This window comes from Carnobacterium divergens DSM 20623 (genome assembly GCF_000744255.1).
In the GTDB taxonomy this organism is placed as follows: domain Bacteria; phylum Bacillota; class Bacilli; order Lactobacillales; family Carnobacteriaceae; genus Carnobacterium; species Carnobacterium divergens.
Window position 1 is genome coordinate 127,962 of record NZ_JQLO01000001.1, and the last position, 13,457, is coordinate 141,418.

The 13,457-nt window shown below is 32.9% G+C and carries 20 protein-coding genes; 12 read left to right on the forward strand and 8 right to left on the reverse strand.

The features are described from left to right. Nucleotides 1-24: 24 nt before the first annotated feature. Genes BR52_RS00635 through BR52_RS00655 form a run of 5 tightly spaced genes read left to right on the forward strand, consistent with a single transcriptional unit; the run spans nt 25 to nt 2,773 of the window. Nucleotides 25-285, forward strand: a complete 261-nt coding sequence (locus tag BR52_RS00635) for a DUF3130 family protein (RefSeq protein ID WP_034568287.1) — start codon at nt 25-27, stop codon at nt 283-285. A 2-nt stretch (nt 286-287) separates the two neighbouring features. Next, nucleotides 288-662: a hypothetical protein gene (locus BR52_RS00640; RefSeq protein ID WP_034568289.1), complete on the forward strand. Its 375-nt coding sequence runs from the start codon at nt 288-290 to the stop codon at nt 660-662. Beyond that, the gene (locus BR52_RS00645; RefSeq protein WP_034568291.1) at nt 635-1,999 is read left to right on the forward strand and encodes a T7SS effector LXG polymorphic toxin; all 1,365 of its coding nucleotides are present in this window, start codon (nt 635-637) and stop codon (nt 1,997-1,999) included. Before BR52_RS00640 ends, BR52_RS00645 begins: the two co-directional genes overlap by 28 nt. A 12-nt stretch (nt 2,000-2,011) precedes the next feature. Beyond that, nucleotides 2,012-2,377, forward strand: a complete 366-nt coding sequence (locus BR52_RS00650) for a hypothetical protein (protein ID WP_034568293.1) — start codon at nt 2,012-2,014, stop codon at nt 2,375-2,377. Nucleotides 2,378-2,407: 30 nt separating this feature from the next. Beyond that, on the forward strand, nt 2,408-2,773 hold the full coding sequence (locus BR52_RS00655) for a hypothetical protein (protein ID WP_034568295.1): 366 nt from the start codon (nt 2,408-2,410) through the stop codon (nt 2,771-2,773). A gap of 285 nt (nt 2,774-3,058) precedes the next feature. Here BR52_RS00655 and BR52_RS00660 read toward each other — a convergent pair whose 3' ends face one another. The 3 genes from BR52_RS00660 to BR52_RS12665 form a co-directional block, all read right to left on the reverse strand. Next, nucleotides 3,059-4,330: a RidA family protein gene (locus BR52_RS00660; RefSeq protein WP_034568296.1), complete on the reverse strand. Its 1,272-nt coding sequence runs from the start codon at nt 4,328-4,330 to the stop codon at nt 3,059-3,061. 212 nt (nt 4,331-4,542) lie between these two features. Then, a complete protein-coding gene (locus tag BR52_RS00665) occupies nt 4,543-5,106 on the reverse strand; it encodes an NAD(P)H-dependent oxidoreductase (protein ID WP_034568297.1) in 564 nt (187 codons plus the stop codon). Nucleotide 5,107: 1 nt separating this feature from the next. Further along, nucleotides 5,108-5,533: a MerR family transcriptional regulator gene (locus BR52_RS12665; protein ID WP_081890672.1), complete on the reverse strand. Its 426-nt coding sequence runs from the start codon at nt 5,531-5,533 to the stop codon at nt 5,108-5,110. 149 nt (nt 5,534-5,682) lie between these two features. Here BR52_RS12665 and BR52_RS00675 point away from each other — a divergent pair, with 149 nt between their 5' ends. Next, a complete protein-coding gene (locus BR52_RS00675) occupies nt 5,683-6,015 on the forward strand; it encodes a winged helix-turn-helix transcriptional regulator (protein ID WP_034568298.1) in 333 nt (110 codons plus the stop codon). Between the two features lie 97 nt (nt 6,016-6,112). Beyond that, nucleotides 6,113-6,718: a hypothetical protein gene (locus BR52_RS00680; RefSeq protein ID WP_034573326.1), complete on the forward strand. Its 606-nt coding sequence runs from the start codon at nt 6,113-6,115 to the stop codon at nt 6,716-6,718. 155 nt (nt 6,719-6,873) lie between these two features. Here the strand turns inward: BR52_RS00680 and asnA are convergent, their stop codons facing one another. Both asnA and BR52_RS13165 read right to left on the reverse strand, forming a co-directional pair. Beyond that, the gene (asnA, locus tag BR52_RS00685) at nt 6,874-7,878 is read right to left on the reverse strand and encodes an aspartate--ammonia ligase (RefSeq protein WP_034568299.1); all 1,005 of its coding nucleotides are present in this window, start codon (nt 7,876-7,878) and stop codon (nt 6,874-6,876) included. Between the two features lie 100 nt (nt 7,879-7,978). Further along, on the reverse strand, nt 7,979-8,119 hold the full coding sequence (locus BR52_RS13165; protein WP_167753648.1) for a DUF4865 family protein: 141 nt from the start codon (nt 8,117-8,119) through the stop codon (nt 7,979-7,981). Between the two features lie 213 nt (nt 8,120-8,332). On the opposite strand from BR52_RS13165, the gene BR52_RS00690 reads away from it, so the two are divergent. From BR52_RS00690 to BR52_RS00710, 5 genes are all read left to right on the forward strand, one after another. Next, a complete protein-coding gene (locus tag BR52_RS00690; RefSeq protein WP_034568301.1) occupies nt 8,333-8,716 on the forward strand; it encodes a MerR family transcriptional regulator in 384 nt (127 codons plus the stop codon). Continuing rightward, a complete protein-coding gene (locus tag BR52_RS00695; protein ID WP_034568302.1) occupies nt 8,713-9,294 on the forward strand; it encodes a histidine phosphatase family protein in 582 nt (193 codons plus the stop codon). The genes BR52_RS00690 and BR52_RS00695 overlap by 4 nt, the downstream gene beginning before the upstream one ends. 15 nt (nt 9,295-9,309) lie before the next feature. Next, nucleotides 9,310-10,050: a carboxymuconolactone decarboxylase family protein gene (locus BR52_RS00700; protein ID WP_034568305.1), complete on the forward strand. Its 741-nt coding sequence runs from the start codon at nt 9,310-9,312 to the stop codon at nt 10,048-10,050. A 67-nt stretch (nt 10,051-10,117) separates the two neighbouring features. Beyond that, nucleotides 10,118-10,309, forward strand: coding sequence for a CsbD family protein (locus BR52_RS00705; RefSeq protein ID WP_034568306.1), 192 nt, complete (start codon nt 10,118-10,120; stop codon nt 10,307-10,309). 128 nt (nt 10,310-10,437) lie between these two features. Next, nucleotides 10,438-10,911 carry a hypothetical protein gene (locus BR52_RS00710; protein WP_147291896.1) on the forward strand — a complete coding sequence of 158 codons (474 nt, stop codon included), beginning with the start codon at nt 10,438-10,440 and terminating at the stop codon, nt 10,909-10,911. Nucleotides 10,912-11,835: 924 nt separating this feature from the next. Here the strand turns inward: BR52_RS00710 and BR52_RS00715 are convergent. The 3 genes from BR52_RS00715 to BR52_RS00720 form a co-directional block, all read right to left on the reverse strand. Further along, nucleotides 11,836-12,357 (reverse strand): hypothetical protein, encoded by a 522-nt coding sequence (locus BR52_RS00715; protein ID WP_034568310.1) that lies wholly within the window; start codon nt 12,355-12,357, stop codon nt 11,836-11,838. 327 nt (nt 12,358-12,684) lie between these two features. Then, nucleotides 12,685-12,858 carry a hypothetical protein gene (locus BR52_RS12825; protein ID WP_156099048.1) on the reverse strand — a complete coding sequence of 58 codons (174 nt, stop codon included), beginning with the start codon at nt 12,856-12,858 and terminating at the stop codon, nt 12,685-12,687. 13 nt (nt 12,859-12,871) lie between these two features. Further along, nucleotides 12,872-13,441 carry a hypothetical protein gene (locus BR52_RS00720; protein ID WP_034568312.1) on the reverse strand — a complete coding sequence of 190 codons (570 nt, stop codon included), beginning with the start codon at nt 13,439-13,441 and terminating at the stop codon, nt 12,872-12,874. Nucleotides 13,442-13,457: the final 16 nt, after the last annotated feature.

A 13,457-nucleotide genomic window follows, 5' to 3' on the forward strand; every position in this document is an offset into this window, starting at 1 on the left:
ATTCAATAAAATAAGGAGCTACATATGACAAAAATAGCCACAAATGAAGCAGTCGTTTCCAGTCTATCAAAAGAAATGGTTCAAGCGACTCAAGAAGTGAACTTTTCATTAAAAAAATCAATTTCATATTCAAACAGTCAAGCAGCGACGACGTTAAAATCCTGTTTGTCAGATATAAAAGAAGCAACTCAGGAGTTTCAAACAGGCGTTGATACCGACGTTAAAAATCTCAAAAAAATTCATGAAGCTATTAAGAAAACCGATCAAGAATGGGGGGTCAACTAACCATGAATCAACCAAGTAGCCGTCAGCTGAATGAAGAATATTTAGACTCTGAAAGTGAATTACGTCAGTTAAAGAAAACGAATCAAGCCATTGAAACAGCTTACTCTACTTTCCAACATATGCAAAATAAAGAAAAAGAATTATGGGGAAAGCTTCATCAATTAAGTAGAGGAACAGAAGCAGAACGTTCGATTAGCAGAGAATGCGACCAGTTAGAGGAAGAACAACAATTCTTCAACCGTAAATTAGTAAGTGGGGAAGAAGCTTTAGAACAGCTTATCCGCAAAAAAACTGCTCAACGAAATCAACTAGAAGAAGATTTTCTAAAAGCAAGTAAGGTGGAAAATGAATGCCAAGAATCGACTACCAAGAATTAAAAGGGCTGTCCGATGAACTAACCAGTCTTAGACAGTCGATTGTTTCTTACCTAAAAGAATACAATCGTGCCAATGACCATTTTGTAGAAGAAAATGAATTACAAGGTCAAGCGTGGTCTTCTGCTAAAAGTTATCATAGAAACTATAAAACGATTTCAGATAGTATTTTTAACGCGATGTACGACCTCGATGATTCATTTAAAGCTTATCTTGCCACTTTTAAAAGTCTAGTGGGAGAAGCTGAAAATAGGCTAGATACAGATAAGTTACAGGATTTACAAAATCAATTAAGACAGCTTCAAACACAAAAATTAGACTTTATGGAAGAAATGGCGAAAGTCTTTAAAGATGTGCCTATTTTGAAAGAGTTTTTCGGACAACAGAGTATGTACGGAAAAATGAAAGAAATTGAATTGTTAAAACGATACGAACAATTTGAGAAGCAAACCCAAGGGAATTTTGATAACGTTCATGAAACCCTCAGGGCAATTCTACAAGGGTTAGCCTACTTAGGAGATAGCAAGAATTTTGAAAGTGGGGCGAATGGGTATCATGCTTTAAATCTGAATTCGTTAGAGTGGTATCAAACGTTAGAAAAATACAATAGCGAAAACAAAGAAGATCACTATGAAATCAAAGAAATCAAAACGAAATATGGAACATTTTATCAAATTTTAAAAAATGGAAAAGTTCAAAAAGAAGCCACAGAAGCCTTACAGAAATCAAAACTAATGGAATCGGTAGACGTGATGGCACAACTGACACCAGATATTTTGAAGATACTGATGGGGATTGATGATGTTGAGGTCTTAATGGACGATGGTTCCACAAAAGTTCAGAAAGCTGGAGCAAGCTTTTGGCTATTATTAAGCGTCTTGCCACCTGATAAAATAAAAGATATCATAAGGAGTGCGAAGCTAGCTAAAAAAGCAGGAAAAGGATTAGATGGCATTCATTTAACGGAAAAAGAGTGGAAAAATTTTAAGGCGTTGGATAAAACTGGGGATACAATTAAAGCTTTCAAATGGGAAGGGAAAAGTATTAAAGCAATAGCTAATAATTTAACTCCTAACGAATTAATTCAGCAGTTGGAAAAAAAAGGATGGCAAAAATCAATTGAACAAGGTGGTTCAAAAAGTGGTGTAGCTACAATTTTTATCAATCCAAGTACTGGGGAAAAAATAAGAATTCATGCAAATCCAGGATATGGTATTCCTTATTTTAGAGTTCAAAATTCGGGAGGAAATTATGTAGATGCTTCTGGGGTTTTTCCGAGCAATGCAACTAGGCAGGAAGTTAGAAAATTGACCCATTTTTATTTTAAAAATTTAAATTAGAGGAGAATGATTGTGAATAAAAACGATATTATTGAAGCAAAATTATCTGAATTTGATTTCACAGATAGCATTATAACAAAAATATATTTTGAAGCGAACCTTACTGATTTAGTAATAGAAGTTGATTATTTCTGGACGGAATTGGAAAAAGGTGAAAGAATTGAATTTAAATTTTGTAATTGTCTAAACTTTAATTACGATATGCCAAAAAACTTATATGAATTGAATAATGGAGAATTAAATTGGAGCCAGTTCACTATTCAAAAAATAGAATTTGAAAATAGTGAATTTCCTAAATTGGATATATATACTTATAATTACATGAAGCCATTAGTAAGTGTTCAATTTGCTGATTTTACTTTTTCTAGAAAGGAATAAAAATAGATTTATTAATGTAAGGTTGGTCTTATGAGGATAGATAAAATAATGTGGATAAATGAGGCAATAAAGGAAGCTGAGGTTGAAGTTACTGATGATAGGTTTAAAATACTATGCTTTTCACAACCTCTTGATTTGTCTGTAGGTGATGAGTTGAAAGAACCTGTCTATTGTTTAGATGTAACAAATATTATGGTTAATAAGGAATTTAAAGAAGAGATAACAAAATTGACAGGATATTTTTCATATCTTATTTCTGGAAAATTAATTGATGTAAAAGAAAAAATAGTAAAAGTTGGTGGATTTTTATTTGAATTAGACACTGATAAAATAGATGGAGATATCATCGAAGATTCTTATATTTCTTTTGAATGTACGAGAGTAGATATCTTTTGATTGCTACACTATTTTCATTGAACATGTATTCTATAGAGTTACAAAAAGTCAGCAAGGAAAAGCTCAACATTCAGCTCTGCCTGTTCGCAGAAAAATCACCTAAAACACTGATATAATCACTTATAAACTTCAAATCGATTAGTCTGTTTATCAAGTGAGAGTACTAGCTATACATTAGTTGATGTGCAAACGTTTATGTAAAAAGATTTAATAGGTTATAAAAAGGAACAGGAATTAAAAATACTTGATAAAAAGCATCATTACCGCTTTTCATCAAGTATTTTTTTACGCTAGAATGGGAGGTGTTCCTTCGGCATTTCCTAAGACAACATCAATTTGAATTAATGCATCTTGAGGTAAATTGGATACGCCAACGGTTCTTCTTGCAGGTGTTCCTGAAGGAAAGAAGGTTGCGTATACTTCATCGACAGCATCAAGATCGGTGATGTCTTTTAAATAAAGGTTTACCTTCACAACATCCTCCATCACGTGGTCAACATGTTCAATAATTGTCTTAATATTTTCAAGGCATTGTTGCGTCTGTTCTTTTACGCCACCAGCGACGAATTTACCTGTTTTTGCATCGATAGGCAATTGAGCTGAAAGATGATTATAATGAGAAAAGGCTATCGATTGTGTCGCTAAAGCATCAATTGGTGCGTTTTTAGTATTGTTTGCTTCAAGAATAAGACCGTGTCTGTCCTCAATTGCTTGTGGCGGTGTGCCATCTCCGTGGGAGACAACTGCTTCAATTTGAATTAAAGCATTCATTGGTAAATCAGAAACAGCAACGGTTGTTCGAGCCGAAACATAAGCCACAGTTCGTGCAATAGCAGAATCTGGGAAGAAGGTTGCGTAAACTTCATTTACAGCGTCAATGTCTGAAGGGTTTTTAAGAAAAAGAGTTGTTTTAACAATATCATCAAAAGGAACATCAATACTTTCTAAAATCGTTTTAATATTCTTCAAACACTGTCTAGTTTGCTCTTTAATACCACCCACTACTAAGCGACCAGATTTTGGATCGATAGGTAACTGAGCGGAAAGATTGTTGTAATGCGAAAAAGCGACAGTTTGTGTTGAAAATTGGTCGATTGGCGCAAGAGGTGTATTATTTGTCAGCTTGATTAAGTCGCCTGCTTGTGGGGCTTTTGGAATTGTTCCTTCGCCATTTGAAACAAGAGCTTCAATTTGTACCAAAGCGTTCATCGGTAAAGCATCCACTGCAACAACTGTTTTTGAAGGGAAATAGCCTGAAAAGAAGGTTTGATAAACTTTTTCTACGGCTTCAATCTCTTTGATAGTTTTAACGAAAATAGTTAGTCGAACAATATCATTCATCACATGATCGATACTAGTTAAAATCGCTTTAATATTTTTCAAGCATTGTTCAGCTTGTTCCGTTACAGATCCAGATAGCAGCTTACCAGATAGTGGATCAATTGGCAATTGAGCGGAAAGATGATTGTAATGAGAAAAAGCGACTGTTTGTGAATAGAAAGGATTTTGTGGTGCTTGCTTCGTATTTCTTGCTAGTACGACGTTATCGTTACTCATAGTAATATTCCCCATTTCTTTTTTTTACATTCCAATATAAATTGTAAGCCTTTTCATTCTTTAGGTCAACGCTTTATTAAAATACACTTAGGAACAACCTGCTTGTAATTTATTGAAAGAACGAGTAAAAACCAATGATAAAGAACTCTAATAGTAACATACAGGTTCATTTATCATTGGTTTGGCATCATGTTTTGGTGTTGAGTAATGAATTAGTTTAAACGTGCACGAGTCACAACTTTTTGAATGAAAGCTTTTCTTTTTTTTGTGGTAGTTGTTGCAATGTTTCCCTGATGAATCCAAGTTACTTTTTTTAGGCCCATATCTTTAAATACTCTATTTTTAAGTCCTTTAATAGGATTTCCAGCAAAATAACGAATATACCATTTAGGTGCTTCTGAAGTGGTAACGAGAAGAACTTCTTGAATCGTTGTTAGCTTTCCTACTAAACGCCCTTTAGTTTCAGTATAAGCAAATCCTTTTAACATGACCTTATCGAGAAATCCTTTGTAAATTGCTGGCAGACCGTACCACCAAATAGGTGTAACAATAATGAGCTGATCTGTTTGCAATAATAGTTCTTGATACTTTTCAACAAGAGGGTCGTGTGACATCCCTTTTGAAAAGCCTGCTAAGTCCTCAAGTTCCATAACAGGATTGAAACGATCCTCAATTAAATTGATTACGGTAGCATTTGTTTCTGCTGTAATTTTTTCTACAAGTGCGTGATTAAAACTTTTTGAATAGGGATGTCCTGTGATAATCGTTGTTCGCATATTATTCCTCCTCAAGATTATTGTCAAAAATTAAGTTCACAAGATCATTTAGAGTTTTAGTTGTTTCCTCTGTTACCTCAGCGATTGCAAGGGGTCTCATTAAATCAAGTAAATCAATAATCTTTTGATAATTTGCTATTTTTACTAGTAGTTCTTCTCGTTTAGTTAACAATAAATCATTCGTTCGTTTAATGCAGTCCTCTTCATCAGGTGTATTACTAAAGGATAGCAATTCTTTTATCTCTTTAATGGAAAAACCTGAATATTTCATAACTAAAATCAGCTTTAAGCGTTGTTCATCCTCTCCATCATACACGCGGTATTTATTTTCAGTTCTTTTTGTTTCAAGCAATCCTTTTTTTTCATAATATCGAATGGAAGAAGCTGGAATTGCTAATTTATCTGAAAAAGCTTTAATTCGTTGCATCTGACGATCTCCTCCTTAAATGAATCATAACATTGAACCTTGGTTTAATGTCAAGGGGGGAACCGTGTCAGTGTTTTTGTTTATAGGAAATTGAATTAATTGGAAAGTTCTATATAATTAAAAGAGAGAATTTCAAGGAGTTGATTTTTATGATAAAAAAAGAAGAAATGCCGCTTTGTGATGTGGCAACGACTGTTCAATTAATTGGAAGCAAGTGGAAAACGCTCATTATTCGTGATTTGATTACTGGACCAAAAAGAAACTCAGAACTGCACCGATCATTGGCAGGTGTGTCTCAAAAAGTATTAACAGCAAGTCTGACTTCGATGATTGAAGATGGATTGGTGGAACGGATTGATTTTGAGAAAGTTCCTCCTCACATTGAATATCAATTAACTCCTTTAGGAGAAAGCTTGTTGCCTGTCATTGAAGCTATGCGAAAATGGGGGCAATTCTACAAAGAACAGGATTTAAGAAGATAGTTACAAATTTGTACCTACTTAACAGATCTTTAAATGTTCGCTATACTTTAGATAGTATATTCTAATAATTAGAGCAATTAAGGAGGATGTTAGTGTGATGAATGAGGCTACAAAAATAAAAGCTGTTCATACAAGTGCAGAATGGGTAAAACTTGATGATGAATCCGTTTTAAGAGTGGTGAAAAAAGACAAGTTGATGGAATTTGATGAAAATACGTATGTAAAATTAGTAGATTTGTCTTTTCAAAATGGAGTGATTGAAGTCAAAATGTTGAGCCGTTTACTACCAGATGCACCTGATTTTGCTCGTGGTTTTATTGGAATTGCATTTCGAATTAATGAAGAGGATACAGCATTTGAATCTTTTTACGTGCGACCTACTAATGGCCGAATTGCAGACCCAGTCAGAAAAAATCGTGGGGTACAATATTTTTCATATCCTACGTATACGTTTGACTATTTTAGAAATTTAGGAATAACAGAATTTGAAGGCCCAGCTGATATTGGTCTGGATGAGTGGATTTCTTTAAAAGCAGTGGTGGATGGCCCTAGAGGAGAATTCTATTTAAACGGTGAGAAAGAGCCGGTATTAGTCGTTGAAAATATGAAACATGGTGGCGGTGCTAAAGGGGCAATTGGACTTTTTGTAGATATAGGAACCGAAGCTTTTTTCAAAGATTTAACAGTGACTAAAATCAATTAAATAGATTGTTGCGATTAGGAAATTAAAACGCCATGACGTTAGCCGTTGAGTTAGTTTGTTAAAAAGAGTTTAAGTTAAAACCCCAACAAGAATCATTTTCTTGTTGGGGTTTTGACTTAAACATTTAATATATCCAATAAAATAGTTAAAAAATCTTACAGTAAAAAAATCTTTCCATCACAAGCTTCAATGGTCTCATCATCCCATAAAGAAACTTGAACTTCGCCAATATGAGCTTTTCCTAGTAAAAACATGCACATTCGACTTTGACCAATTCCACCACCAATCGTTAATGGCAAGGCATTGTTTGCTACTTGTTTATGAAAATCAAAAGCCAATCGATCTGTTGCATTCGCTTTTTCAAGTTGTTCCAAAAGAGATTGATCGTCCACTCGAATTCCCATGCTAGAAAGCTCCATTGCACATTGCAACGGTTCATGCCAAACGAACAAATCACCATTGAGAGACCAGTCGTCGTAATCAGGAGCGCGGTGATCATGAGGTTTGCCATTTTTTAATGTGTCACCAATTTGCATGACAAAGGTTGTCGGATGCGCCTTTACGTATGCATGCTCTCGCTCTTTTGAATCGAGTTCAGGATAAAGATCAGCCAATTCCTGGCTTGTAATAAACGAAATTTCTGTTTGAATTGGAACCGTAACACTTGGATACTTGGTATGCAAACGACTGGCAGTTTCTGCCATGGCATTCACAAGACTTTGTACGACTTCTTTTAAATAATCAAGGGTTCGTTGTTCTCTTGAGATAACTCGTTCCCAATCCCATTGATCTACATAAATCGAGTGTAAGTTGTCTAAGACTTCGTCGCGACGAATCGCATTCATATCTGCATATAACCCATTTCCAGTATGGAAATCGTATTGCTTTAAAGCCATACGTTTCCATTTTGCTAGCGAGTGGACCACTTCGCCATTATCATTGAGTGATGGCACATCAAATTGAACAGGGCGCTCAACCCCACTTAGATTATCATTTAGCCCAGATTGTTGATGAACAAAAAGTGGAGCTGAAACACGTTTTAACTTTAGACTACCTGTTAACGCTTCTTCAAAGCAGCGTTTGATAAATCCAATTGCGGTTTGTGTGTCGTACACATTTAAGATTGATTCGTAATTTGTTGGAATACTTGTTTTTTTGATAAGACTACACCTCTTTTTAATTATACTCTCATCATTTTACCATAAAACAAAAGGAAAGAATGCTTTTTTTGATGGATTCAAAGAAATTAAACAGCTTATCCTATAGAGATAGATACAGAACTTCATAAACAGCGTTAAATTTACTCTTTACTGAAGGAGTAGTTTCATAAAAATAAAACTCCACATAGTTCCATTTATCTGGATTGTACAAAATTTTGCTATAAAGTACTATATCAAGCAAATAGTTAATTTTTACTTTATTATGAAAAGAATTTATTCGTCAATAATTCATCTAAATTGACATTAACGGTTTTAAAATAATTTTTAGTAAGTATTATTTGTTATAATTCTTCACCTAAAGTAGCAATTTAAACATAAAAAAATAAGATACTATAAAACTACTTGACCTAGAGTCAACTCCAAGTGTTAAACTATAAAAAAAGGAGGAAGATACATGAAAATAAATGAAGTCAGTAAAAAATTTAACATCAGTATTGATACCTTAAGATATTACGAAAAAATTGACCTAATTGAACCAATCAAAAGAGAAAACGGCATTCGCAATTACCAACAAGAAGATTTGGATCATATCGATTTTATTATTTGTATGAAAGAAGCTGGTTTAACTCTTGAAGCAATTAAACATTACTTTGATTTATATCGTGAAGGAGAAGAAACCTTAGAGCAACGGGAAGAAATTCTTGCCAAGCAACAAGCAATCATCCTTGAAAAAATGACAAAACAACAAAAAACCTTAGATTATCTCGACTACAAAATAAATTTAACAAAAGATCGAATTAGTCAAAGAGATCGTCAAAAAATGGGAGTGAATTTATGAAAAAAACATTGTATTTAATGAGGCATGGGCAAACATTATTCAACGCTCGACGCAAAATCCAAGGGGCAAGCGATTCTCCTTTAACTGAAAAAGGAAAACAACAAGCAATAACCGCCGGAACTTATTTTAAAGACAACCAAATTAAACTGACTCACGCCTATTCATCAACTCAAGAACGGGCAAGTGATACGCTAGAATTAATGACTCAATTGCCTTATACTCGATTGAAAGGTCTGAAAGAATGGGATTTTGGTACATTTGAAGGAGAAAGTGAAGATTTAAATCCTCCGCTAACACCAGAAGAAGAAACGTATGGGGATTTTTTTGTTCGATTTAATGGTGAATCGGATAAAGACGTACAAAATCGGATGAATACAACATTACTTGAACTGATGGAGCAAGAGAATCACGAAAACGTCTTAGCGGTGAGTCATGGTGGCGCTTGTTTTATGTTCTTAAAAAAATGGGAAGATTTATCGAAACGTGAGGCTATTCGTTTTGATAATGGATGTATTTTAAAATTTGAATATGAAAACCAAAAGTTTACCTTTATTGAAGCAATCAATCACAACTTTTAGAAAGAAGGAGAGCATATGGACAGAACTCAACTAAGTCGGGAAAAATTTAACGAACTATTTGGCGAATTTCCAACAATTGATTCAAAAGATCCCGAGTTAATGGAGATTTTGCAAAAATTTATTTTTGGTGAAGTTTTTTACGTTGGCGATCTGGAAGATTCATTAAGAGAGCTTGTTACGGTCGTTTTACTAGCTGTCCAACAAACCTTTCCTCAATTAAAAGCGCATACAGAAGCTGCATTAAGGATAGGTGTAACACCAATTGAAATAAAAGAAGCCATTTATCAGTGTGCTCCTTTTATCGGATTTCCGAAGACATTGAATGCTGTTAATGCTATTAATGAAGTTTTTGAAGAACAAGGAATCGCTCTTCCACTACCTAGTCAAAAACAAGTGACAGAAGAGGAGCGCTTTGAAAAAGGAAAAGCAATTCAAACGCCTATTTATGGCGATGAAATTCAACAAGCCCATCAAGACTTGCCTGAAAACTTGAAAACCGTAGTGCCGAACTTTTTAACTGCATTTGGGTTTGGTGACTTTTATACGAGATCGGGGTTGTCACTACAAACAAGAGAGCTTTTAATTTTATGTATGCTGGTTGCAAACGGTCAAGAAAAACAAATTTTAGCACATGCGAAGGGAAATTTGAAAGTAGGAAACAGTAAAGAAGTCCTGCTTGCAACGATGATTCACTGTTTGCCTTATATCGGCTTTCCAAATGTCTTAAATGCCATTTCAATCATTAATAAAAGCTAAAAAGGGTTATCTTTGGAAATTACTATTCTTTTTTTGTATAATAAAAGAAAAATTGGAGGGATGCACAATGACAGAAGATAACGGTAAATTAGATCAAGTCAAAGGTGAAGTGAAAGATCGCGTAGGCGGAGCAACAGGAGACAAACAAAAGCAAGCAGAAGGCATGTTTGATAAAGCTGTTGGAAAAGTAAAAGAATTCGCTACTGAAGCAAAAGATAAAACAGAAGATTTTATCGATGATGTGAAAGAAAAATTTTAAAGCGAATCAAGTGAATAGAGGTCGTGACATAGAGGCCTTAAAAAAATAAAACGATCTTGGTGAAATTCAGAATAACTGAATCAGAAAACGGATTAGCAAAACTTAAAGTAACCAACGGAGTTGTGGATATGAAACCTTATCTTAATCCGATTCAAGAAACCCTTGATAAATACAACGATATTTTTAATGACGTGAAGAAAGATAACCTTGAAAGTGCCATTAATAAACTGGGACCTACTGTAAAAAATGGGATGATTGAGACGGGTTTAGCTGCACGAAATGGACGAATTGGGACTAAAGTAATTGTGAAAACAGAGTATAAAGTCAAACGCAATGGCCAAACAATTACTGAAAAGTTGGAAGTCACAGTAGAAACGTATGTAAATCCACTTAATGTCGCTCCGATTCCAATAAGTGACTATGAGGACGTAGTTAATTCAATTCAAGATAATTCCATGTCATTAATAGACATAGCATTAACTGGAGTCATTGTTACTGCCGCAATTGCCGCGCTACCATTAGAGTTAATAGATTCAGCTGGGACAGGTATTGCGGCTGCGTTTATTTCAATAATCGCTTATGGAAAAAGAATTATTTCCTGAAATTGAGAGAGTGCAGAAGTAGCAGTCATTTTAATATTATTTTGTGTAAAATGTTTTTGAATAGTTCAAGTTAGTTTAGAATGAACTTAAAAATCGGTTAGACTAAGTTAAAAACTAAGTCTAACTGATTTTTTTGTACATAGAAAAATGTTTTAACCTTAATCTTAAATAATCTTTTTGATAATAAAGTGAAATAGTGTAGCGGTTAATGATACTCCTCATAGAGTGGACTATAAATCAATACCGCCATAAACGGATAATAAAAGAAAAATTTGAGATATTAATAAACATATATACGCAATTTTTCTATAATTTACTATATTTTGTGGAATGGGTATGAAAGCTTTATTTTCATAAATATTGGATACACTGTAGGTAGAAATCGCTTTTTTTTCCTTTTTAATTATACGGAAATAGTTAATTGTAAAGATTAATGTTATAAATATTGAAATCACTAAAAAATAAAAGCCAATTTGATTAGTAAGATTATCATTATTGGACTTTGAACCAAGAATAACGAGACCTGAAAAAATTAGTATTATATCTAAAACATAAAGTTTTATCATAAAGCTATTTATTTTAAATTCATAAGGCCAAATACTATAGAGTGGACTGTTATTTTCTATTAGGTTAAAATTAGACTTTTTCAGAAAAAATTTTTTCAATACTAGATCTATAATAATAATTGAAAATTAAAGATAATGAAACAAAAAGAAGACAAATACTTACATATATATAATTTGAAATCATTATGAGTTCCTCCAATCTGCATTTTAATCAGTATATCATATTCGAGATGCTTGAAAGTTAATTCTTTATCGATTTTGCTAATTTTATAATAGATACTTTATTTTACATTGCAAAGTAAAAATTAAAAAAGTTAAAGGTTAAAATAATCACTTTTTTATGATTTTTTTATTATAACTAAATTAACCTAGACTCTGTAATGAGTGATACTAGTAAACAACTTTGAGCAAAAAATAAACTAACATATGAAATTTTTTTATAGAATGTAATCTTAGCAGGCAATATAAAAAGCACCTTATTTTCAAGATTGTTGGACGATGAATATATTTGCAAAGCAAGTTGCTCTTTTTTAATAATCCTGAAGTAATTAATAGTCACAACTAAGTTAATAACAGCAGAAAGGATTAATAAAAATAGCCCAAATTGCATGTAACTAATAGACACATCCATATTTGATAAGACTAAAAATAATCCAGCTACAAATAATACTAAACCAATAATATACAGATAATAGATCAGTTTGTGGATTTTTTTTTCAACAGGATATATTTTGTATAAGGGGCTATTATCTGATGAAAATTGATGAGAATCATATTTTGTTTTAAATTGTTTAAGTTTAAATTTGTAAATATAGTTGGAAATGAAAAGGATAACCATAAAAATAAAAGTAAAAAAGAAAAAAAGATTGAATTGAAACATTATATTAACCTCCAAGAATTGATATTTTTATTATAACATAGCGAAATTCTAGACTGATAAGATTTAGAGGTGATATTCGTTACTTTATAATAGAACAGTGCTAAAAACGGTTGTTTACGTCAAATAGATAATAGAAAAAATAGTGACAAATATATATCGCTATTTTTTTACATTTAAATAGGCGAAAATAATTCTTTTTGACAGTAAGTCTAACATTTTTAATTATACTACTTGCTAGATTAGCAGTATATGGACAGATCAAAAGTTTGAAGAAGGTAATTAGATTAACTAAAAACGCCATCTATCAGTAGATGGCGTTTTGCAAATTTATTTTTTTGTTTTAAGACAAGTTCCAAAAATGGCTAGGATACCAGCGATAATCATGAGAATATCAGAATAATTCAATGGTTGCTTCCATATTATTTTAGATACAACTAACATTAATAATAATACAATCACTATGGCAATAATGGTTTTAAGTGGAGTATTTATTTTATCCATACTAATCAACTCCTTATCTTGATTTTACAACAATGCCTGTGAAACTAACATCTAGAGTTACGCCTTTTCCATTATTTCTATAATTAATTTGATTAGCAAGTCCTCCAGCTGTAATACCTGCAGCAGCAACGGCTACACTAATAATGGCTGTCACACCGCCTAAACCAGCAATAATAGCAATGATTGAAGCAGCTCCTGTTGCTTTTCCTAAATTGTAAACAAGAGTTTTTGCTTGTTGGTTAGAAAGTGTAAGTCTAAATGAGTTAGCACGTGCGCTTCTAACCGTATTTGGATTATTTAAATCATATACGGTATTTTTTAAAACTGTATAATCGTTTTCTGTCATAATATTTTTTGCTTTTTCGTTCAGTGTGTAAACGCCATCGGTTACAGTTAAATATTGGTTAACTGCATCTGTATAGCTATTTAAACTTTCAATGTTTCCCACAGAACTATCTTCTTGGTAAGTTGATTGTTCCATAGTAGTAGTTGTAGTTGCTGCAGATACTGTAAATGAAGCAGGTAAAATAACTGAACTTAGACTGGTAAGAATTATTGCAGAAATAAATAAGTTTTTTTTCATAATGAACACCATTCCT